This is a genomic window from Buchnera aphidicola (Nurudea shiraii), assembly GCA_039829955.1.
GTDB lineage: Bacteria > Pseudomonadota > Gammaproteobacteria > Enterobacterales > Enterobacteriaceae > Buchnera_B > Buchnera_B aphidicola_AY.
Genome location: CP140035.1, coordinates 81,449 through 105,098, shown reverse-complemented (window position 1 = coordinate 105,098; position 23,650 = coordinate 81,449). Strand labels below are relative to the sequence as shown.

18 protein-coding genes and 1 other RNA gene are annotated in these 23,650 nt (G+C 25.3%); 4 read left to right on the top strand and 15 right to left on the bottom strand.

The genetic code is table 11. The annotated features are described in order from the left end of the window. Positions 1 to 16: 16 nt before the first annotated feature. The 9 genes from hisIE to smrB form a co-directional block, all read right to left on the bottom strand. A complete protein-coding gene (hisIE, locus tag U0T63_00490) occupies positions 17 to 658 on the bottom strand; it encodes a bifunctional phosphoribosyl-AMP cyclohydrolase/phosphoribosyl-ATP diphosphatase HisIE (protein XBC39328.1) in 642 nt (213 codons plus the stop codon). After that, positions 652 to 1,428: an imidazole glycerol phosphate synthase subunit HisF gene (hisF, locus tag U0T63_00485; GenBank protein ID XBC39327.1), complete on the bottom strand. Its 777-nt coding sequence runs from the start codon at positions 1,426 to 1,428 to the stop codon at positions 652 to 654. Before hisF ends, hisIE begins: the two co-directional genes overlap by 7 nt. Then, entirely contained in the window at positions 1,410 to 2,147 is a 738-nt protein-coding gene (gene hisA, locus U0T63_00480) for a 1-(5-phosphoribosyl)-5-[(5-phosphoribosylamino)methylideneamino]imidazole-4-carboxamide isomerase (GenBank protein XBC39326.1), read from the bottom strand. The genes hisF and hisA overlap by 19 nt, the downstream gene beginning before the upstream one ends. Then, complete coding sequence (gene hisH, locus U0T63_00475) at positions 2,144 to 2,740, bottom strand: imidazole glycerol phosphate synthase subunit HisH (GenBank protein XBC39325.1); 597 nt, start codon at positions 2,738 to 2,740, stop codon at positions 2,144 to 2,146. Before hisH ends, hisA begins: the two co-directional genes overlap by 4 nt. Continuing rightward, positions 2,740 to 3,813: a bifunctional histidinol-phosphatase/imidazoleglycerol-phosphate dehydratase HisB gene (gene hisB / locus U0T63_00470; protein XBC39324.1), complete on the bottom strand. Its 1,074-nt coding sequence runs from the start codon at positions 3,811 to 3,813 to the stop codon at positions 2,740 to 2,742. The genes hisH and hisB overlap by 1 nt, the downstream gene beginning before the upstream one ends. Positions 3,814 to 3,817: 4 nt before the next feature. Further along, entirely contained in the window at positions 3,818 to 4,909 is a 1,092-nt protein-coding gene (gene hisC, locus U0T63_00465) for a histidinol-phosphate transaminase (protein ID XBC39479.1), read from the bottom strand. Next, on the bottom strand, positions 4,906 to 6,213 hold the full coding sequence (hisD, locus tag U0T63_00460; GenBank protein XBC39323.1) for a histidinol dehydrogenase: 1,308 nt from the start codon (positions 6,211 to 6,213) through the stop codon (positions 4,906 to 4,908). The genes hisC and hisD overlap by 4 nt, the downstream gene beginning before the upstream one ends. A gap of 4 nt (positions 6,214 to 6,217) precedes the next feature. Next, the gene (gene hisG / locus U0T63_00455; protein XBC39322.1) at positions 6,218 to 7,117 is read right to left on the bottom strand and encodes an ATP phosphoribosyltransferase; all 900 of its coding nucleotides are present in this window, start codon (positions 7,115 to 7,117) and stop codon (positions 6,218 to 6,220) included. Between the two features lie 432 nt (positions 7,118 to 7,549). Beyond that, positions 7,550 to 8,083 carry an endonuclease SmrB gene (gene smrB / locus U0T63_00450; GenBank protein XBC39321.1) on the bottom strand — a complete coding sequence of 178 codons (534 nt, stop codon included), beginning with the start codon at positions 8,081 to 8,083 and terminating at the stop codon, positions 7,550 to 7,552. A gap of 358 nt (positions 8,084 to 8,441) precedes the next feature. On the opposite strand from smrB, the gene aroC reads away from it, so the two are divergent. After that, positions 8,442 to 9,515, top strand: a complete 1,074-nt coding sequence (gene aroC / locus U0T63_00445) for a chorismate synthase (protein XBC39320.1) — start codon at positions 8,442 to 8,444, stop codon at positions 9,513 to 9,515. A gap of 509 nt (positions 9,516 to 10,024) precedes the next feature. Then, positions 10,025 to 10,900, top strand: a complete 876-nt coding sequence (gene dapA / locus U0T63_00440) for a 4-hydroxy-tetrahydrodipicolinate synthase (protein ID XBC39319.1) — start codon at positions 10,025 to 10,027, stop codon at positions 10,898 to 10,900. A 252-nt stretch (positions 10,901 to 11,152) separates the two neighbouring features. On the opposite strand, the gene dapE is transcribed toward dapA, so the two are convergent. The 4 genes from dapE to U0T63_00420 all read right to left on the bottom strand — a co-directional run bounded on the left by dapE (position 11,153) and on the right by U0T63_00420 (position 17,201). Continuing rightward, positions 11,153 to 12,280: a succinyl-diaminopimelate desuccinylase gene (dapE, locus tag U0T63_00435; protein XBC39318.1), complete on the bottom strand. Its 1,128-nt coding sequence runs from the start codon at positions 12,278 to 12,280 to the stop codon at positions 11,153 to 11,155. Between the two features lie 189 nt (positions 12,281 to 12,469). Next, positions 12,470 to 14,473 carry a transketolase gene (gene tkt, locus U0T63_00430; GenBank protein ID XBC39317.1) on the bottom strand — a complete coding sequence of 668 codons (2,004 nt, stop codon included), beginning with the start codon at positions 14,471 to 14,473 and terminating at the stop codon, positions 12,470 to 12,472. 86 nt (positions 14,474 to 14,559) lie between these two features. Further along, positions 14,560 to 15,510: a transaldolase gene (gene tal, locus U0T63_00425; GenBank protein XBC39316.1), complete on the bottom strand. Its 951-nt coding sequence runs from the start codon at positions 15,508 to 15,510 to the stop codon at positions 14,560 to 14,562. 476 nt (positions 15,511 to 15,986) lie between these two features. After that, positions 15,987 to 17,201: a beta-ketoacyl synthase N-terminal-like domain-containing protein gene (locus U0T63_00420; GenBank protein XBC39315.1), complete on the bottom strand. Its 1,215-nt coding sequence runs from the start codon at positions 17,199 to 17,201 to the stop codon at positions 15,987 to 15,989. An 865-nt stretch (positions 17,202 to 18,066) separates the two neighbouring features. Here U0T63_00420 and rnpB point away from each other — a divergent pair. Beyond that, positions 18,067 to 18,468: RNase P RNA component class A (gene rnpB, locus U0T63_00415), an RNA gene on the top strand. Positions 18,469 to 18,543: 75 nt separating this feature from the next. On the opposite strand, the gene pmbA is transcribed toward rnpB, so the two are convergent. After that, a complete protein-coding gene (pmbA, locus tag U0T63_00410) occupies positions 18,544 to 19,890 on the bottom strand; it encodes a metalloprotease PmbA (protein XBC39314.1) in 1,347 nt (448 codons plus the stop codon). Positions 19,891 to 20,012: 122 nt separating this feature from the next. Here pmbA and ppa point away from each other — a divergent pair, with 122 nt between their 5' ends. Then, a complete protein-coding gene (gene ppa / locus U0T63_00405; GenBank protein ID XBC39313.1) occupies positions 20,013 to 20,531 on the top strand; it encodes an inorganic diphosphatase in 519 nt (172 codons plus the stop codon). Between the two features lie 331 nt (positions 20,532 to 20,862). On the opposite strand, the gene U0T63_00400 is transcribed toward ppa, so the two are convergent. Continuing rightward, positions 20,863 to 23,436 carry a hypothetical protein gene (locus U0T63_00400; GenBank protein ID XBC39312.1) on the bottom strand — a complete coding sequence of 858 codons (2,574 nt, stop codon included), beginning with the start codon at positions 23,434 to 23,436 and terminating at the stop codon, positions 20,863 to 20,865. Positions 23,437 to 23,650 lie beyond the last annotated feature (214 nt).

Sequence of the window (23,650 nt, the reverse complement as noted above, 5' to 3'; positions counted from 1 at the left end):
AAAATATAATGAAAAACTATTTAGCACTTTTGAAATTATGTTTAAGATGTCTTCTTTTTTTTAAATTAGTGATAATTGAAAAAAAATCTAAATTACAATGATGTAACAAAATTAACAAATGATAAATTAAATCAGTAGCTTCATTGACTAATTCTATTCTATTTTTTGTTATAGCCGAAATAACTGTTTCTATAGCTTCTTCAGCAACTTTTTGAGACACTCTATTAATTCCCATATTATGTAAACTGGAAGTATAAGAATTCTTAGAAAAATTTAAATGTTTATGTTTTAGTATATTTTCTAAAGAATAAAAAAAAATGAAATTCGGAAGGATAGAAAGTTTAAAACAACTTGTATTGTTTAAATGACACGTATTACCTTTAGGATTTACTAAAATAAGCAATGCATCTTGATCACAATCAAGAATCATATGTTTTACTTTTAAATAATTTCCAGATTTTTCTCCTTTTGTCCATAATCGTTGTTTAGTACGTGAAAAAAAAGTAACATAACTACTTTTTTTTGTTGCTAAAAAAGCTTCTTGATTCATAATTCCATGCATCAAAACTTCACAAGATGCATTATTTTGAATTATGACAGGAAGCATTCCATGTACTTTTTCCCAATTTATGTCTCCAACATTAATCTCTTTTAACATAATCTTATTTCTAAACCTTTTTGAATTAAAAACTTTTTTAATGTTCTTATATTAATTTTGTCTTTATGAAATACAGAAGCAGCCAAAGCACCATCCACTTTAGATACATAAAAAACATCATAAAAATGTTCTAATTCTCCTGCACCTCCAGAAGCTATTAACGGAATAGAACAAATATCCCTCACTAAAGTAAGTTGTTTCAAATCATATCCGCGACACATTCCGTCTTGATTCATCACATTTAAAACTATTTCTCCAGCTCCTAACTCTTGTACTGTCTTAATCCAATCAATAGTACTCCACTTTGTTTTTACTGTTTTAGTTTCATTCCCAGTATATTGATACACTTGATAACTCTTACTTTTTTGATCAAACCAAGAATCTATCCCAACAACTACACATTGTTTTCCAAAATTCTTAGAAATCTGACTTATCAAATTGGGATTAGATAACGCTGGAGAATTAATAGAAATTTTGTCTGCACCACAAGATAAGATATTTTCAACATCCTGAACAGTCTTAATTCCTCCTGCTACACAAAATGGAATATCTATAATTTTTGCTATTTCTAAAACCCACTTTTTATCTACTATTTGATTATTTGAAGATGCTTCAATGTCATAAAAAACTAATTCATCAGCTCCTTGATCAACATAGTATTGTGCTAATTTAATTATATCTCCTACAATTTCATGACTTCGAAATTTAATACCCTTCACTACTAACCCCGATTTAACATCTAGACATGGAATTATCCGTTTTGCCAGCATTTAATCGCCTCTATTAAATTAATTTTTTTTTCTAACAAAGCACGTCCAACAATAACACTTCTTACTCCAGATTGTTTGACCAATATAATATCTTTTAAAGATCCTATTCCTCCAGATGCCTGAAAATGAATATTTTTAAAAGTACTAGAAAGATCCCTATATAAATTAAAGTTAGGTCCAAATAATGTTCCATCACGTAATACATCTGTACATAATACGTATTTTAAACCAGATAATGTAAACCTATTTATTAAAGTTTCTACATTTTTTCCAGAAGAACATCTCCAAGCATCTATTACTACTTCTTTACATCCATTATTTGCAATTTTTAAATCTAAAGCTAATACAATTCTATTACTACCATATTTCTTCAACCAATAATCTACTTTATCAGGAGTATGTATTGCTGAAGACCCAACTACTATTCTTTTTACACCCAATTCAAACAAAACTCTCAAATCTTCACTACTTCGTATTCCTCCTCCAACCTGCAAATTAATATTAAAATTAGACAATATATCTTGTATAATATGCACTTGTCTTTTTTTAGGATTTGATGCTCCATCTAAATCTACTAAATGTATAAGAGATATACCCTTCGAACAATAATCTGAAATAATATCACGTATTTTATTTTTATAAATAGTTTTACAACTATATTTTCCTTGATACAATCTAACTACTTTCCCGTTAATTATATCTATAGACGGTATAATCAATATTTTATCTCCAAAAAATTTTTTAACAATTTCGAACCTAATTTTCCAGATTTTTCAGGATGAAACTGTACTCCGAAAAAGTTATCTTTTTGTATTGAAGCACTAAAATAAACATTATAAAAAGTTTTTGCTATAGTATACTTATTTAAATAAAAAACATAACTATGCAAAAAATAAAACTTAGAATTATTTTCAATATTTTTAAATAATACATTTTCTTTACATATCTCTACATCATTCCAACCATTATGAGGTAACGGTAAAAAATTGGAATTTAAACGATAAACAGAAGACTTTATGATGCCTAACATATTAGTACCATGCGATTCTTCACTAAAAATAGATAATAATTGCATTCCTAAACAAATTCCTAACAATGGTTTTTTAAACATTTTAATACAATCTAATAAATCTAACTTTTTTAACTTATTTATTACTGAATATGCTGTTCCTACACCAGGTATTATAAGTTTATCAGAATTTAATATTTCTTTTTTAGAAACACTTATTACTGGATCATATCCCAATCTACGAATGGCATACCTTATAGAAGATAAATTAGAACATCCAGTATTAATTATAACAACTTTCATCATAGCAATCCTTTGGAACTAGGAAGTATAGTACTATCATTATTTAAGTGAATAGCTTGCCTTAATGTCCTTCCAAATGCTTTAAACAAACTTTCAGCTTGATGATGATCATTATCTCCTTTACTTTTTAAATGTAAAGTAACCTTCATAGAAAATGCTAAAGATCTAAAAAAATGTTCTATCATTTCTGTACTTATATCTCCTACACGCTGAAATTTGAAATATGATTCAAATTTTAAAAAAGGACGACCAGAAATGTCTAATAAACAATATCCGATACTTTCGTCCATAGGCAAAACAAATCCAAATCTGTTTAATCCTATTTTACTCTCTAACGCCTGATTTAAAACTTCCCCTAAAACAATTCCTACATCCTCAACAGTATGATGATCATCCACGTCTACATCACCCTTAGAAATTATTTTTATTCTAATATTGCTATGAATAGCAATTTGTTCCAACATATGATTAAAGAAATTTAATCTAGTATCAATTAAATTATTGCCTTCTTCATCTAACCATACTTCTATCTTAATGTTAGTTTCTTTTGTGTTTCGTATAGAATATGCATACCTATTTCTTTTTATCAATTTAAGTTTTATCGTATCCCACGTACAGCTATTTTTACCATAATGAAATCCCAGTAATCCTATATTCTTCGCAAAATCCATATCTGAATTGCGATCTCCAATAACATAACTATTTTTTTTATTTAATCTATTATTACTTAACCAATGTTTTACTAAACCTACTTTGGGTTTTCTACAATCGCAATCAAACTTTACTTCATGAGGACAAATTAAAACATCTTCAAATATTATACCTTGAGAAAAAAAAACATTTATCATAAAATTGTGTGGAATAAAAAAATTAGAAAAAGGAAAATTTTTAGAACCTAATCCATCTTGGTTAGTAACTATAACAAATGTATATCCCCATTTCTTAAGCTCAGATAATGCAGAAATAACATTTTTTTCGAAAACTAATTTACTAATACTATCCACTTGAAAATTAGAAATAGGTTCTGAAATCAGAGTTCCATCACGATCAATAAATAAAACTTTTTTTTTCATGTTATTATTTACCTATCATACATTTATCATTAATTTTTTGAACAATACGTATAACTTCTAGACATTCTTTTTTAGTTCCTATAGATATTCTTAAACAATTTTTTAAATTTAACTTTTTAGATTGATCTCTAACAATAATCCCTTCATTAGAAAATGCTTCAAATACTTTTTTAGAATTAAAAAATCGGATTAAAATATAATTAGTAACACTATCGAAGATATGATCAATACAATGTTTCATTACACTTAATTGATTTATCAGATAAAATCTATTTAAATTTAAATTACAAACTCTTTTTTTCATTATGCTAATGTTTTTCTTACTCAAAAAATGAATAGCTATATTTGTAGTAGGAATAGAAACAGGATAGGGACTTATAACTTTTAGCAAAAACTTTATTACACTAACATTAGCTACTATAAAACCACATCTTAATCCAGCGAGAGAAAAAGATTTAGATAATGTTCTTAATATAACTAAATTAGGATATATATTTGTTAAAACTACTAAACTATTTTCTAAAGAAAATTCAATATAAGCTTCATCAACAACTACTAATGCTTTTCCTAGAGTTTTTTTTAACAAAAAAGTAATATCTCGAAGAGAAATTAAATTTCCAGTAGGATTGTTAGGACGACATATATATATAAGTTTAAAGTTTCCAATATATTGTATAAGATTATCTATATCTAATTGCCAGGAAAAATCTAACAATGGTACCTGATAACTTTTAACACCCATTATATTTGCACTAATTTTATACATATCATAAGTTGGAGGACAAAAAATTACTTTATCACATTTTGGTTCACAAAAGGTTTTTATCAATAATTCAATAGCTTCATCTGCACCACGTGTTATGAGTATATTCTCTTGACTAATACCTACGTATGAAGAATAACATGATAATAATTTCTTAGGTTGACATTCTGGATAACGATTTAAAGAAACGTCACCTATTTGAAAATTACTAGACATCGGACACTCATTTGCATTAAGCCATATACTACCTTCTCCTCCTATTCGTCTTGCTGATTGATAAGGTATCAATTCTAATATACTTTTTCGAACTAGTTTTTTAATATTCATAATTATATCTCATTTGAAGGTAAAGATAATCTTATTTTTACCGAATTTTTATGAGCATCTAATTGTTCTACTGTAGACAAAGACAAAACAGTGGAAGAAATATCTTTTAATCCTTTCTGATTTAATTTTTGTACTGAAATTCTTTTTTGAAAGTCAATAAGACTAAGCCCGGAATAAACATTAGCACTTCCATAAGTAGGTAAAACATGATTGGTACCAATTGCATAATCTCCTACAGCTACGGGGGACCAATTTCCTAAAAATATAGAACCAGCGCTAATGACATATTTCAAGAAATCTTGTGCATGTTCACACTGAATCATAAGGTGTTCAGGAGCATATAAATTAGATACCTCAAAACATTGATATAAATCTTGAGTTATAATTATCTTACTATTTTTTAATGCTTGCATAATAATTTTATATCTTGGTAAAGATTTTATTTGCTTACTAATTTCGTTTAACACATTTTTAGCCAATCTCTGATCATATGTCACTAATATTGCTTGAGAATAATTATCATGTTCCATTTGAGATAATAAATCAGAAGCAATAAATTCAAAATTAGCATTTTTATCTGCAATAATCAACACTTCAGAAGGGCCAGCTAACATGTCAATACCTACGTTATAAAACATTTGACTAACTTGACGTTTCGCTTCTGTAACAAACGCATTACCTGGTCCAAAAATTTTATCAACTTTCGGTATTGTATTAGTTCCACACCCTAACGCTGCTATTGCTTGGGCACCACCAATTTGAAATATCTCCTGAATACCACAAATTTTACTAGCGTATAATATTTCCTGTGAAATAGGAGGGGGAGAACAGAGTACTATTTTTTTACATCCAGAAACCATAGCCGGTACTACTAACATTAAAACTGTGGATACAAGTGGAGCAGAACCACCTGGAACATACAATCCCACTGATTTAATTGGTCTAATTATTTGTTGGCAAAAGATATCTTTATTAACCTTTAAATCAATATCTTTTACACTTTGCAAAGAATGAAATCTTTTAATATTCTCAAAAGATGTTTTAATAGCATGCTTAACTGTTTTTTCTATATGTAATTCTGAATTCAAAATACTTGATTTGCTGACTTTAATTTGATTCAATCTTATTTTATCAAAAACATGTGTATAATTATATAATGCTTTATCACCTAACATTTTTACATCAAGAATAATTTTCTTAACTTGATCTTGTAAAACAGTAAGATTATGTAATATAGGTCTAGACAATATTTTTTCTTTATCTTGAATATTAAATTCATTCCAATAAAAAATTTTTAAATTTTTTTTCATGTAATTACTCCATCATTTTTTCAATTGGCAGAACTAAAATAGAACTAGCTCCTAATAATTTTAACTTTTCCATAGTTTCCCAAAATAATGTTTCACTACTAACCATATGCATAGCTACTCGAGTATTGTCACCAGCTAACTTTAATATAGTAGGACGTTCAGCACCATGTAACAAATTAATAACTTCTTTTAACTTTTTTATAGGTGCATGTAACATGATATACTTAGATTCCCTAGCCTTAATAACACCTTGGATACGTGTCATTAAAGTATTAATAACTTCTTGCTTTTCAGTAGAAATATTTCCTATTTTACAAATTAAACAGGCCTTAGATTTAAATATCACTTGTACTTCACGCAAACCATTAGCTTCTAGCGTAGCTCCAGTAGATACTAAATCACAAATAGCATCGGACAATCCAGCACGAGGAGCAACTTCTACTGATCCATTCAACATACATGATTTAAATGTAAGATTATTTTTATCAAAATACCTTTTTAATAAATGAGGATATGAAGTCGCTATCCTAGAATTATTTAAACAACTAATATCCGTGTATTTTTTATTAATAGGTATAGCTAAAGATAACCTACACGATCCAAAATCTAAACGTTTTAATTTTATATAATCTACACTATCTAGTCTTATTTTCCGACTTAATACCTCCTCTTCTAGCACGTTCTCCCCAATAATACCTATATCTACAACACCATCCATAATCAATCCAGGAATGTCATCATCTCGAACACACATTACATCTATTGGCATATTTTCAGAAAAAGCAATTAATTTCTGCTTGTATAAATTAATTTTTACACCACAACGACCTAGTAAATCTTTAGAATCACTACTTAATCTTCCAGTTTTTTGCATTACTATACGCAAACGATTATTATGAATCATATTTCATCCTTTTATAAATTTATTATATAATTACATATTTTAATACATAAATTTATCTCTATAATTCATTTTAAGACTATTTAAATATTATTCTAAATGTAATTTATACATATTATGAATATGTAAAGTACTCTTTAAAGTATTTGTTATTAAAAAGTTTAAAATATGAAATACTAATTTTTTGAAGGTCAGTGTGAAAAATATTTCAGCTAAAATTTAAAACTAAGATTTTAAATCATAACGAATAACTAAAACATAAATTATTTGACATTACATAGTATAATATTTAACATTTCAAAATATATAAAATGTAAACATATTTCTAAATTGTATTTAGCCATATTAAACTGTATTAATAATATTTCAAAATAAAATATAGCTAATTTATGCTAAATTAAAACTAATATAAAACAACCGACGTTTTTGAAAATATTAATTTATATTAATGTCAATTAATATAAGAATAGCTGCGTTACTACCCAATGTTTTTGGAGCTGCATGAAAAGCAATGATATTAGGATGTTTTGATAACCATAATGGAATTTGTTTTTTTAAAATATTTTTTCCATGTCCATGAATAACGTTAGCACAAAAAAGTTTCTCTTTATAACAAATATAAATTAACTCTCCTAACTTTCTTTTGGCCTGATATTGCGTTAAACCATGTACATCTAAAACAATATCTGGAATATACATTCCCATTTTAAGTTTATTCAATTCATTGAAATACATGTTACTCCTAATATAATAAACAGGATCTGTATTAATCAAAATTGTTGATTCATTGCAAGAAAAATAATGACAATGAGCATCTTGCTCACAAACATTCTTTTTCAATGCAATATTTTGTTTAATATTATGACGTCTTGAATGAAAAATAGTATCTTGCTTAATTTTCTTGATACCAGCTAACTTTTCGTAAAATAACAACAAATCTTGAGAGTTTAATAAATTATTTTTACTCATTTTTATAAGTTACCATTACAATAGATATGTAATATTAGTTATTAATTATTTTATAAAAATTAATAAATAAAATTTCAATCCTGTGGATTTTATATCCTTAAAAATTAAAGTTATCTTTGAAAATATAAAATTGTTTAAATTTTAAAAATATTACATGATTTCAAATATAATTTAAACTATTTATTAAATGTACAAAATATAATTTAAAATAAGATATAAAATCTTAAAAATAATAATTTATTAAATTAAAAATAAATTCTTACTTAAAATTGATATATTTTCTACAAACGTTTAAACTAACTTTTGAAAGTTAACGATTCAATTTAAAATAATTTATGTAAAAAAAAGGAAAAACAAAATGGCTGGAAATACTATAGGTAAACTTTTTCAAGTAACAACATTTGGAGAGTCTCATGGAATATCACTAGGATGCATAATAGATGGCATGCCTCCAGGAATAAAAATTTCAGAACATGACATACAAAAAGAATTAGACCGAAGACGACCAGGGCAATCTAGATATACTACTCCACGATCTGAAAAAGACCAAATTATTATACTATCTGGAATTTTTGAAGGAATTACAACCGGAACTAGTATTGGTTTAATAATAAATAACACTGATCAAAGACCTAAAGATTATGAAAACATAAAATCTTTGTTTCGACCTGGACATGCTGATTATACTTATCAAAAAAAATACGGAATTAGAGATTATCGAGGAGGAGGTAGATCATCTGCTCGAGAAACAACTATGCGAGTTGCTGCAGGTGCTATAGCCAAAAAATATCTGTTTCTAAATTATGGAATCCTTATTAGAGGATATTTAGAACAAATTGGAAACATTACATGTAAATTAAAATCATGGGATGAAACTGAAAAAAACCCATTTTTTTGCCCAGATGTCTCTCAACTTAAAAATATAGATCAACTTATAAGAAATCTAAAAAAAGAAGGAGATTCTATTGGAGCTAAAGTTACAATAATAACTAAGAATGTTCCTTCAGGGTTAGGAGAACCTGTTTTTGACAAACTAGATGCTGACCTAGCTCATGGACTAATGAGTATTAATGCTGTAAAGGGTGTAGAAATTGGAGAAGGATTTTCAGTAATTAACAAAAAAGGAAGCCAACATCGAGATGAAATGAACAAAGACGGATTTTTAAGCAACCATTCAGGAGGTATATTAGGAGGAATTAGCAATGGAGAAGATATCATAACAAAAATAGCTTTAAAACCAACATCTAGCATAGCAAAAATTGGTAAAACTATTGATCATGACGGAAAAGAAAAAAAAATTATTATAAAGGGAAGACACGATCCTTGTGTAGGATTAAGATCTGTTCCAATAGCAGAATCCATGATAGCTATTACAATTATGGATCATTTATTAAGATATCGTGCACAATGCAAACAATCAAAAACAAAATAAATATTTTTATATTAAAAATTTTAAGAATATTATTTCTTATAAAAAACTTAAAAAACAAGCTACCTCATTAAAAATTTAAATTAAAAAATAAAATTATTTGATACTTTCAAAAACAACAAAAAATTTTTATAATACATTTAAAACACATATAATCAACATAGTTAGTTACGAGTTATAAAAAATTATATTTGTCTAAAATACATTAAAAGTTAATGAAAATAATATTTTAAAAATTATCTACTTCTATTATAAAAAAATATTTTTACTTATTAAATCTTCAATTAAACAAAATTGATAAATAAAGACATATAACAAATAAATATCCTATATATAATAAAAAATTAAAATACTTCTTTAAAATTAATATTTTAACGAAAATAAACAATAAATGATATAATACTTTGAAAATTAATTTTTAAAAGTAAAATACTATTTAACAGAAAAAATCTATTTTATTTAAAAAATCAATTTTTTATAAAAACTCAAAGAATTAATAAGAGAAATTAAAAATGTTTAAAGGAAGTATTGTTGCACTTATCACACCAATGGACGAAAAAGGAAATATTTGTCAAACAAGCTTAAAAAAATTAATTAACTATCATATTGAAAGTGGAACCAATGCAATCGTATCTGTTGGAACCACTGGAGAATCAGCAACCTTAAGCCAAGAAGAACATATTGAAGTAATCATGCTCACACTCAAAATATCTAAAAATAGAATTCCCATTATAGCTGGAACAGGTTCAAATTCAACATCAGAAGCTATTCTTCTAACTAAAAAATTTGAATCATCCGGAATATCTGCATGTTTAACTGTTACTCCTTACTATAATCGTCCTACACAAAAAGGACTATATGAACATTTTAAAGCAATTTCAAAAAATACGCATCTACCTCAAATTTTATACAATGTTCCCATACGAACAGGCTGTGATCTCATTCCGGAAACAATAATTAAGTTATCAAGATTTCATAACATAATAGGAGTTAAAGAAGCTACTGGGGATTTATCTAGAGTTCAAAAAATAAAAAGTTTAGCTAACGATGATTTTTTATTAATTAGTGGAGATGATGCAACAGCATTAGATTTCATACAATTAGGAGGACAGGGAGTTATATCAGTTACTGCCAACGTAGCAGCAAAAAAAATGGTTAAATTATGCAATTTTGCTTTAAATAAAGATTTTTTATCAGCACGATTACTAAATAATCGTTTAATGCCATTACATCTTAGCCTTTTCAAAGAACCAAACCCAATTCCAGTTAAATGGTTAGCCAAAAGACTTGGATTAATTAAAACAAATACACTGCGATTACCATTAACTCCTATTTCTAAAAAAACACGCTTAATGCTTGAAAAATCTTTAAATTCCTTAACGTTTTAAAATAGAATGACTATGTATATTTTTAAGAAATACATATAATAAAATCACTCTAGAACTATAAACTTTAATTAAAAACAAACTTTAAAACATAAACTTATATGCAGCTTTCGAATAAATAATTAAAAGTACTTTAAAAAATTCGAAAATATATAATATAACACAAATTAAATGATTGAAATTAATTCAAATTTTAAAAAACAGGGTGTTAAAATATTTAATACTCTGTTATTTCAAACTAAAATCTTTTTAAAATTACAAAAGCAAAGTTTTAATTATTTCCTCATATATAACACTTAATAACTTTAAATCTGAAATTTTAACATTTTCATTAGATTGATGTATAGTTTTATTAATCAATCCTAATTCTAATATCTGAGGACTAATTTTTCTAATAAAACGCCCATCAGAAGTGCCACCAGTAGTTGATAATTTCGGAATAATCCCACATTTTTTGTGAATAACATTTTTAACTACATCCGTCAAAACACCAGGCTTAGTTACAAAAGGCTTACCAAATAATTTCCATTGTATATTATATTTTACATTAGAGTTATTTAGTAATTTTTCCACTTTATTTTTAATCAAATCAATAGAAATAGAATTTCCAAAACGAAAATTAAATTTAACTAACAATGTATCAGGTATCATGTTATCACTATTAGAGCTAGAGTGAATTTCATAAATTTGAAAACCTGTTGGAGGAAAATATTTGTTACCATTATCCCAACTAACAGATAAAAGATTTAATAAAAATTGTAATACATTATGAATAGGATTATCTGCTAATTCAGGATATGCAATATGTCCTTGAACGCCATGAATATATAAACATGCTGACAAAGAACCACGTCGACCATTTTTAATAATATCTCCTAAATATCTAACACTAGACGGTTCTCCTATTAAACAATAATCAATTTTTTCTTTTTTAAAAATTAAATTTTCAACTATTTTTTTAGTTCCGTATGTAGCTTTAGATTCTTCGTCAGAAGTTATCAAAAAAGCTATTCGACCAGAATGATTAGGATATTTTTTAACAAAAGTCTCCACTGCAACAATCATCGCTGCCAATGCTCCCTTCATATCGGATACACCACGACCATATAAAAAACCTTTATGTATCGTAGGGACAAAAGGAGAAAATTTCCATTTTTTGTCATTTCCAATAGGAACGACATCAGTATGTCCAGAAAAAGCTAAAGTAACGCCTTTTCCTCTATATGCCCAAATGTTGTATGTATCATGAAAATCCATACATTCAATAGAAAACCCTAAACTAATTAATCGTTTAGATATTATTTTTTGACATCCTAAATCCATTGGACTAATTGAAGGAATAGAAACAAGTTGTTTTGTTAAATTTAAAACACGATCAATCACGAAAGTTCCTTATAAAACACAGTTTATCTCTATTATTTCAATTATTTAGTGTAAACTAAATTACATTATTTTACACGAAGAATTTTTCAAATTAACATCATAAATAATTATATCATAAAGTTGAAAGGGGTTAATAATAACCCCATGAAATATAAAATAATAAAAATTATTTAAAAGAAACTAGAAATCTTAAGATTTTAAAAATTTTACTATTTTATCTATAATAACGTTTGTACTAAATCCAAATTTTTCAAATAATTTATCAGAAGGAGCTGATGCTCCAAAAGAATTTATCCCAATAGACAAACCACTCGATCCTATATATTTACACCAAAAATCAGTTATCCCAGCTTCAATCGAAATTCGTTTAGTAACTAATTTTGGAAATACTAATTCTTTATAACTTTCGTCTTGTCGATCAAACACATCAGTAGATGGCATTGAAACAACTCTAATATAATAACCTATATTTACTAATTCAGAATAAATAGAAATAGCAATACTAACTTCTGATCCAGTAGCAATAATAATTGCATCAAGATTAGCATTAGAACTATTACTTCTTAAAATATATCCACCTCGAGAAATATTTTTTATTTCTACTTCTGTTCTAGATATTTGTAACAAATTTTGACGAGATAAAATTAAAGCTGTAGGACCACACCTATTTTCTAATGCTAACTTCCAAGCTATTGTAGTTTCTATTTGATCACATGGTCTCCACACACTTAAATTAGGAATCAAACGTAAAGTAACTAACTGTTCAACTGGTTGATGTGTAGGACCATCTTCTCCTAATCCTATAGAATCATGAGTATAAACAAAAATATGCTGTGTTTTCATTAATGCAGCCATTCGTATAGCATTTCTTGCATAATCAGAAAAAACCAAAAATGTAGAAGTATAAGGAATAAACCCTCCATGATGAAATAATCCATTCGCAATAGCAGTCATTCCAAATTCACGTACTCCATAATGAATATAATTTCCAAAAAAACAATCTTTAATAGATCTTGATCCAGACCACATACTGAGATTACTTGGTGCTAAATCAGCAGAACCACCTATCATCTCTGGTAACAATTTACCAAAGAATTCTAAAGAGTTTTGAGAAGCTACTCTAGTAGCTATATTATTTGTATCACAACATAATTCATTAATAAATTTTTTACAACTTGTATCCCATGTATCTGGTAAAATACGTTGAATACGTCGAATATATTCACTAGCTAATACAGGATGTTCTTTTTTATATTTTATAAAAATTTTGTTCCAATTATCTTCTAATATTTTCCCTTGAGTTACAAAATTCCAGCTTTCATAAATATTTGAAGGTATAAAAAAGGGAGGAAAATTCCAATTTAAATTTTTTCTCGTCAAGTTTACTTCTAATTCTCCTAAAGGAGCCCCATGGGATTCTTTTGTTCCAGACTTATTAGGAGAACCAAAACCTATAATAGTTTCACAAATGATTAAAGAAGGCTTATCTTTAACTGATATAGATTCTGTTATTGCATTAGAAATAACATTAGAATCATGTCCATTTATATTAGAAATAACATGCCAATTATAAGATTCAAAACGTTTCTTTGTATCATCTGAAAACCAATTAGAAACGTTGCCGTCGATTGATATATCATTTTTATCATAAAATACAATCAACTTTCCTAATTTTAAAGTTCCAGCTAATGAACATACTTCGTGAGATATACCTTCCATCAAACATCCATCTCCTACAAATACCCAAGTGTAATGATCTACTATATTATAAGGAGGCTTATTGAAAGTTGCACCTAAAGTACGCTCGGCTATTGCCATTCCTACTGCAGTTGCTAATCCTTGTCCTAATGGACCAGTAGTAATTTCTATACCTAACGTATGTCCTACTTCAGGATGTCCTGGAGTTTTTGAATCTAACTTCCTAAAATTTTTTAACTCTCTTATTGATAAATCATATCCAGTAAGATGTAATAAGCTATATAGCAACATAGATCCATGACCATTAGAAAGAATAAAACGATCTCTATTTCCCCAAAATGGATTACATGGGTTATGTTTTAAAAAATCTCTCCACAAAACTTCAGCAATATCAGCCATTCCCATAGGCATACCAGGATGTCCTGATTGTGCTTGTTGTACCGCGTCAATACTTAAAAATCTAATAGCATTAGCTAACTCTTTTCTTGAAGACATGACCCTATTCCTTAAACATATAATTAAAACTAATGAAACTATAAATATTAAAAAATTACGTTTATAAAAACATTGGAAAACACTACTTACATTTTACCTTTTATTATTTTTTCTAACTTTTTTTGATCTATTCCAAATTGACGTATTCCTTCAGATAATTTTTCTACCGCCATGGGATCTTCATTATGTAACCATAAAAAATCACTTCGAGACAATACACTAGTAGGTATTTTTTTAACGTTAGAATCACATAGCTTCCTTGAAACGTAACCTTCTTTTATTGTTAGTTCTTTTAAAAGATCAGGAGAAATAGTTAAATAATCACAACCAGATAATTCTAATACTTGTTGAATATTTCTAAAACTAGCCCCCATAATAATTGTCTTATACCCATATTCTTTGTAATAAAAATATATTTTTCGGACTGAAATCACCCCAGGATCTAAATTAGCTGAATACTTTGGTATTAACGATTTAGACTGATACCAATCATAGATACGTCCAACAAAAGGAGAAATCAAAAACACCTCAGCTTCAGCACAAGCTCTAGCTTGTGCAAAAGAAAATAACAAAGTTAAGTTACAATTAATATTATGTTTTTTTAATTCTTTTGCAGCTTGAATACATTCCCATGTAGCTGCTAATTTTATTAATATTCTAGATCTACTAATTCCATGTTCTTCATACATAGAAATAATTTTTTTTGATCTTTCAATACATAAATCAGTATTAAATGACAAATGTGCATCAACTTCAGTAGAAACTTTTCCAGAAATAATTTTTAATATTTTCAAACCTAACATAACAGATACTTGATCTACTGCATTCAATAGTTGACATTCGTATGAACCTCCTTTTCTTTTTGCATATAAAATAGCATCACAAATAATATTCTCATAAAAAGGCATAGTAATTGCTTTTAAAATAAGAGAAGGATTAGTAGTAGTATCTTCCGGAAGATAAATTTTTATTGACTCAATGTCTCCACTGTCTACCACAATTTTGCTATATTTTTTTAGTGATTCTAACTGGTTCAATATATTCTATTCCTTATAAAATGTTTTAAATACCATTGTATTATATATCAAAATAATATGATGTATTTTTTGAAATAAGAATCCGAAAAACGCCACATATATTTTCCATTAATAGTAATAAAAAATAAAACTAAAATTAACAAATCTCTCAAAATTTAAATTCAAACCAATATTAATACAATAAACTTAATGTTATATTTTAAAATTATTCTGATAACCTAAAAATTAAAAATAAAATTCTATAAAATATATAAATTTAAACTTTATATGTTAAAATTTTCATACAATAGAAAAAATTTTGCATGTTATAAATTATATAAAATTCTACAAATACATAAAAATTCATTAATTCACTTTTAAATATACTCCATGAATATATATCTCAAAACAAACTTATACTATTTCAGAATGTATTTAAATATATTAAAAACATTTTTTGCATAAACAACATTCTTACTTCTTACTGAAATACTTTGTTAATATCTTTTTATGACTAAAGATACATTAGTACCCCCAAATCCAAGACTATTTGACATAATAATAGAAATATTTTTTTTTAAAATATTAGTTAATATATTACTATTTCTAGCTTTAGGATCTAGTTTTATAATATTAATACTTGGAACTAAAAAACTATTCTGTAGCATTAATATACTATAAATTATTTCTTGTACTCCTGAGGCACCTAAAGCATGTCCAGTAATAGATTTAGTCGATGAAATAATTGGCAAATTAAAACCACTAAAAACATCTTTAATAGCACTTAATTCTATTAAATCACCTAATTTAGTAGATGTGCCATGTACATTTATATAATCAATAGACACTTTATCTATATCTTTCATCGCTAAATTCATACATCGCACTACTCCTTTCCCTGAAGGTATAACCATATCAGATCCATCAGAAGATGCACCATATCCAATAATTTCTGCATATATTCGAGCAGATCGAGATAATGCAAAATTTAATTCTTCTAAAACTACTATACCTGCTCCACCAGAAATTACAAATCCATCTCGATGTATATCAAATGCTCTAGATGAAACAATAGGATTAAAATTATAACGAGTTGACAGTGCCCCCATAGCATCAAATGCACAAGCCAACTCTACACTAATTTCTTCACCTCCGCCAGCGAACACTATATCTTGTTTTCCAATTTGTATAAGTTCCATTGCATTTCCTATACAGTGAGCAGAACTAGAACACGCTGAACTGATAGAATAATTTACTCCATATATTTTAAACACAGTAGATAAACAAGCAGATATATTGGAAAACATAGATTTAATTACCGCATAAGGGCCAATAGTTTTTAACTTATTTTGTAAACCATTAGTTTTACTTACCCGATATCTAAAAGATCCTGAACTAGATCCAACAATTATTCCAACTCTAGAATTTTTTTGATATATTCTAGGAGTTAACTTAGAGTCTCTAATAGCTTCATCCATAGATACATAAGAATATATTGATGCATTATTCATAAATCGCATAATTTTACGATCTATACATTGTGAAGTATCTAGTTTTATATTCCCACATACATGACTACGCATTCCATACTGTTTCATTTCTTCCGAAAATGAAATACCTGATTTAACATGTAATAATGAATACAATACTTCTGATTTATTATTTCCAATACTAGAAACAATTCCTAATCCAGTAATAACAACCCTTTTCATGACACTAATTGTTATCCATATTATTTTATATAAAATACATAGCTATATTAAAGACCATACTAACTATGCAACGATATATTAAACTAACAAAATCACTTCAAAACTGTGTCTTTAAATAAATTTCAAAAAACATTTATATCTACTTATACAATAATAAAAACCGAAATGATGAAATACAAATAAGCTCCAATAATATTTCTTTTTACCAATATGTTTTTACAATATAGAAATTATGATAATAACAACTTTATACAATTAGATATTTTTAATACTTATAAAACTTTAAGATTGCTTTAAAACTTACGTATCTACTTGTTTGTCAAACAAAAATAAAAATCAATAATTTATGCTAGTAAATTATCAATTTAAAATATCCCACATCTTGTTTAAAATAATAAGTTATATTTTAAAAAATAGTTTTATTAAATTATTTTAAATATTATTTATAAAATATTTCTTCTAAAATTGTGCATATTTTACTTAGAATCGGAATATTAAAATCTTTATTCACTATATAATAATGAATTATTTTAAAATTTGTATAAATTATTAGAAAATCAATTCGTAATTGATATATTATTACAATTTTATAAAACCTTAAAATATAAAGTTTTAAAATTTTTTACACTTACTATATATAGTACTAACTTATGGTTTAAAAACAAAATCTTAAAATAACAAATTTGAGTTAATTGTATAATTTAAAAAATTTTGAATCTTTAAAAAAACAAAATTAATACTTTAACTAAACTTCGTATAATTTATTAAAAATTTCTAAAAAATAAATTGTTGTTAATATCTTAAAAAATTTATTGTATAATATAAATAAGTACTATCTGTAATAAAATTATTAAATATCTTTATAAAAGTCGACCAGATAGTCGCTGCTATGATTATGATATTAGTATTAAGAAAAAACCATAGAAGAGGAAAGTCCGGGCTCCAAAAGGGCATTATAGGTGCCAGATAACGTCTGGGAAGCGAAAGCTTACGACTAGTGCAACAGAAAGAATACCACCTTTTATATTTTTTGTTACATTATTAAAAGGAAAGGGTGAAATGGCGAGGTAAAAGCTCACCGCATACTTAGTAATTAGTATGGCACGGCAAACTTCCACCTGGAGCAAAGCCAAATAGAGTATAAATTTACTTGCCCTTTATAATACACATACATATACTCGGGTAGGCTGCTTGAAATGATAAGCGATTATCATTCTAGATAAATGACTATCAAATACAGAACCCGGCTTATAGGTCGACTTTTGTAAATGAAATTAATTTATTAAAAATTTTAAATGAATATAAAACTTTATAGCTCAAAATATTATGCATATTTTGATATTTACAAACCAGATATTTGAATAGAAGGTAATAAAATTGATCCTGACAATATTTTATGCCTTTTATCAATATCACATCCTATAGATATTATATTTTTAAACATGTCTTTTAAATTTCCAGAAATTGTAATTTCACTAACAGGATATTGTATGCAACCTCTTTCTATCCAAAATCCAGCTGCTCCACACGAATAATCCCCTGTAATTAAATTTAATCCATTACCTAATAATTCTGTTATTAAAATGCCTTTATACATCAACATTAACAATTCGTTTAAATTCATATTAGAAATACCTAACACTAACCAGTTATGAATTCCTCCGGAATTTGCAGTACTAACTAAATTCATTTTTCTAGCCGAATAACTATTTAACAACCATGTTTTTAAAAAACCATCTTGAACTATCATTTTAGAAAATGTTCGAACACCTTCCGAATCAAAACATTTTGATCCCAATCCTTTTTTTATATCAGAGCGCTCTTCAATACTTAACCAATGAGGAAAAATTTTTTGTTCTAAACTGTTTGATAAAAATGTAGATTGATTATATACATGATAACCATTGATAGCTTGCGATAAATAAGAAAAAAAATCTGAAGCAAGCTCTGAAGAAAAAATAATAGGACTACTTCTCGAAGAAAGTTTTTTAGAACACAATCTAGATAAAGATTTTTTAGAAGCTTGCACTCCTATCTTCTTAAAAGATACTAATTCATTAATATCTCTTGAAATTGTATAAGACATATCTCTTTGCATATCGTCATTTTCTTTAGAAATCATACAATTAGACATAGAATATAAAGTAGTATTATAACTTTCTAACATACCATGACTATTTCCAAAAACTATCATACTCATACAACTACTAAAATTAGATCCTTCCGTATTAATAATTCTTTTATCTATTTTAAAAGCTTCTTGTTCACCTTCTAACATCAAATTAGTAATGTGATTTATATCCCATTTCCAATAATGATATAAATTAAGATCCTCTAAATTCCCGATTGCCAATAATTCTAAATCAGGTAAACCTGAATATACATCTACAGAAGTATAATCGATGGAATCTATAGAAAAGTTAATTATTTTATTAACTTCAGATATATTAAAATTTGTAGATGAAACTGTACTTGTCCTATTGTTTTTATAAATCGTAATTTTTAAAAAATTATTATTATTAAATTCAACATGATCAATATTTTTGTTCCTTATTCCAAAATTAACACCTACATTATGAGATACCAATACTTCAGCAGTAGCTAATCGAGTTTTAACGAAACTAAGTATATATTCAATAATATTTTTAATTTCTTTATTTTTTAAAAAAAAATTATGTTGTACTTTCATATTTCTTTTATTAATCAACTAAATTAGCTTATTATAATACACTGAAAATAATTAAAATAATACTACACTTAAAGCGTTCAAAATTAAAATATACATACTATTAAATATATAACAGGAGCAAAATGAATATAAAACAAATATCTTCTGGAAAACATATCCCATATAATATAAACGTAATTATTGAAATTTCATCACATTCATATCCAGTAAAATACGAAATAAACAAAGATTCAGGATGTTTATTTGTAGACAGATTTATTCCTACTTCTATGTTTTATCCTTGTAATTATGGATTTATTAATAAAACTTTATCTTCTGATGGAGATCCTATAGATGTCTTGGTGCATTCTCCACATCCTATAATACCTAATTCAATAATACAGTGTAGACCAATAGGGATTTTAAAAATGATAGACGAATCTGGAACAGACAATAAAATTATAGCTATTCCTAATATAAATATTTGTCCAGAGTACTCTCATATAAAAAATATAAATCATTTTCCAAATATGCTAAAAAGAAAAATCATACATTTTTTTAAACATTACAAAGATCTGGAAGAAAATAAATGGGTCAAGATAATAGGATGGGAAGAAAAAGATAGTGCATATAAAGAAATTTTATCTTCTTTAAAAAAATAAAAAATTTAACTTCATAAAAATTATAACATGGCCATGTAACTGTTAAATGCATTAAACAAACTTTAAAATATATTTATATAAAATCAAATAACATGTAATTTTTATAAGAAATAATTTAATTCTTGTTATTTATATATTTTATTCCAAAAAAAAGTTATAACTTTTATACTTTAAAAATAAAACTAAAATACAAATATTGTATCAAAAATTTTATGTTTTAAGTATAGGATATCTTTAAATAGATATCCTATGATATATACAAATAAAATTTACTATAATTAATATTAAATATCAAAATAATATATTTAAAAATCTTGCACATCTTTGTATCCTAAATATATAAATTTAAAATTTCTAATTGAAATATTATCTTTAAAAAACTTTCAAGTTTTATAAAACTACTAAATAAAAAACCATTACTATTAATAATTAATATTAAATCATTAAATCGTATACTTTTAAAATGTAAAAAATCGCTTATACAAAAATTTTTAATTAATATGTTTCCATAAAGTTTCAAATTATTCGTAGTACTTTTAAAACATATATTTCCATTTAATAATCCAAAAAAATGCTTTATATCTAACGCAAAAACATTTAATAACGTAGTTGAAAAATTTCTAAAAACAATGTTTCCAAAAATAACAGATTTCCTATCAATTTCTCTAAGGTCTATACTGGCTAAACATATATGATGAACTCCTAAAAATGATTTTTCTTTACAATCCAATTTTAATGTCCACTTTTTAAAATGAGAAATATAATTTAATCGCAACGTAACTTTATACGAAATAAATTTATTAAAAAGAAACAAATTTTTCCAATGCTTAAAAAAATTTTCAATATTATTTTTTTGATTTCCAGAAACTTTATTAACTATATTTCTAAAAAAACATATTATAAACTTTTCAAATCTATCATCTTTAACAAAAAATAGTTTTCTAAAAAAATATATCATTCTTTTTTCTTGAAAAACAATAAATATTTTATTGTAACTTAAATGATAAAACGGTGTAAAAAAACTAATTTTTTTTATAATTTCTATTTGACTTTTCGAAATAGGATTTAATATTCCGTATAATCTAAAATAAAAAAAATGATTTTCTTTAAATATTTTAATAATAAGATTATGGCTATATTGATAGTTACTTAACTCCAAAGAAAAAAAAGAAATATGAAAATCTAAAATAAAAAAATTTTTCGTTTCTAATTGAACTTTAAATAAACTATTATTACTTTTTTCAAAAACTACTGAACATGAAATATTAGAAATATTCAAATAGTTCCAAACTAAATTTTTTCCTACAACGTTAATTAAATATTTATAATTCTTTTTAAAATTAAAAAATTCTAAATTTCCATGAAGGTATCCAGAAAAATTAGATAAAAAATTATTTAGTTCTTTTAATTCAAAAACAACATTAACATGAGTTTTTTCTTCAAAATTGTTTGTAACCTCCAAATTTCTTTTCAGAATAAAATGGTTAAATAAAGAAAATATGCGTTGTTGAAACCTTTTAAAAAAGAAAAAATATGACTTAGTATTAAACGTTGTAAAAGAATTTTTTTGAAGTAAAACCATTATATCTAACATCAAATCATTATTTTTTCTCAATTTTAAAAAATTATTTGTCATTTTCTTTATCATAAATTTTTTGTACAAAACATTCTTATCTTGATTTGAAATAACCGAACTAAAATATCTTGTTTTGTTAAATAAACCCAAAAAACTACTAAAATACGTGCTTTTTTTTAAAAACTTACATTTAAATTTTTTGATATATATCGTTGAATAATTACTAGACCCTAATAAACTTACTTTTATAGGAATAAAAAAATTAAAATTAATAATTCCATCAACAAAAAATTTATAATTCAACGAATTTCCCATAATTTTAAATTTTATATCTTCCAATAACGTATATTTTTCTTTATTTTTCACTAATATTAAAGATGGAGCAAAAAGTTCCATATTTAAAATAGAATTGTACTTTTTATATTCTATTTTAACGTAAACTCGAGCGTTTAAAAACCCTAAAAGATTAAAAATTATATCTAATTTCTTAAATAAAAAACCATTAACACAAATAATAACACTTTCTTTTTTATATAATTTTTCTAAGCTGTAATAATATATACGCACATTAGTTAAAAAGTGTTTATTAACGTCACATACTCCAGATATACAAAATTTCATATTAGAATTTAAAAAACATAATCTTCTTACAGAAATTTTATTATTAATAATATTAAAAATAGCATGAAAATTATGCAAATTAAAACTACTCTCATCAAAAAAATAAACATTCTTACTGTAAAAAGATCCTAAATTTATATCTATAGGAAAATGAAAACTCCATTTTTTAAAATAATTCAAAATTTCTTTAAAATTTAAATTTAAACTAACGTTACGTTTTATTTTTAATCTCTTAAACTCTATATTTTTCTTGTTTGAAAATTTATGTTTTTTAAAATAAACATTATTAGCTTCACTATGTAAACATTTTAACATTATTCCATTCCAAACGTATTCTCCAGAAAAATTATCTATCTTAAAAATAATATTATTTGTAAAAAAAGAAAAATTATTAATTTTTACGTCCTTTAGAACAATAGGTATTTTAAAAAAAAACATAAATTTTTTATTGAAAATAAAATTTTTTTTTTGTGACATACTTAAAGAAAAGTGTTTTACATATATATCACACCCTAAAAATAAAATTTTATCTATAGAAATAAAGAAACGCTTAAAAAAATTAAAACTTATTCTTAAATATGCTTTTTTAATAAAAAAACTTCTTTCATTAGATAAATATCTAATGTCTTCCAATATAAAATTATTATATTTTCCTATTATTTTCTTTATTTTAAATTCTGGTATATAATAATGAACTAAGTTATACATAATTTTTAGTCCATAATTACTATAAATTAAAAATAACATACTACAAAAAAAAGATGAAAATAGTAAAATTATAAATATAAAAAATCGCTTTAAAAAATTCACAAAGCAAGCCTTATTAATAAAATGTAATTTATAATTTCTAAAATTTAATAAAAATGTTTTTCTAATTTTAGAAATATAAAATTAAATTAATATTCAATTCTATTGAATAACA

Bases quoted from the DNA above. Each gene is read 5' to 3' on its own strand.
- hisF (XBC39327.1), bottom strand. From the start codon at position 1,428: ATGCTGGCAAAACGGATAATTCCATGTCTAGATGTTAAATCGGGGTTA.
- hisH (XBC39325.1), bottom strand. From the start codon at position 2,740: ATGAAAGTTGTTATAATTAATACTGGATGTTCTAATTTATCTTCTATA.
- tkt (XBC39317.1), bottom strand. From the start codon at position 14,473: ATGTCTTCAAGAAAAGAGTTAGCTAATGCTATTAGATTTTTAAGTATT.
- hisIE (XBC39328.1), bottom strand. From the start codon at position 658: ATGTTAAAAGAGATTAATGTTGGAGACATAAATTGGGAAAAAGTACAT.
- dapA (XBC39319.1), top strand. From the start codon at position 10,025: ATGTTTAAAGGAAGTATTGTTGCACTTATCACACCAATGGACGAAAAA.
- U0T63_00400 (XBC39312.1), bottom strand. From the start codon at position 23,436: ATGTATAACTTAGTTCATTATTATATACCAGAATTTAAAATAAAGAAA.
- pmbA (XBC39314.1), bottom strand. From the start codon at position 19,890: ATGAAAGTACAACATAATTTTTTTTTAAAAAATAAAGAAATTAAAAAT.
- aroC (XBC39320.1), top strand. From the start codon at position 8,442: ATGGCTGGAAATACTATAGGTAAACTTTTTCAAGTAACAACATTTGGA.
- hisG (XBC39322.1), bottom strand. From the start codon at position 7,117: ATGATTCATAATAATCGTTTGCGTATAGTAATGCAAAAAACTGGAAGA.
- hisD (XBC39323.1), bottom strand. From the start codon at position 6,213: ATGAAAAAAAATTTAAAAATTTTTTATTGGAATGAATTTAATATTCAA.
- ppa (XBC39313.1), top strand. From the start codon at position 20,013: ATGAATATAAAACAAATATCTTCTGGAAAACATATCCCATATAATATA.
- smrB (XBC39321.1), bottom strand. From the start codon at position 8,083: ATGAGTAAAAATAATTTATTAAACTCTCAAGATTTGTTGTTATTTTAC.
- U0T63_00420 (XBC39315.1), bottom strand. From the start codon at position 17,201: ATGAAAAGGGTTGTTATTACTGGATTAGGAATTGTTTCTAGTATTGGA.
- hisB (XBC39324.1), bottom strand. From the start codon at position 3,813: ATGAAAAAAAAAGTTTTATTTATTGATCGTGATGGAACTCTGATTTCA.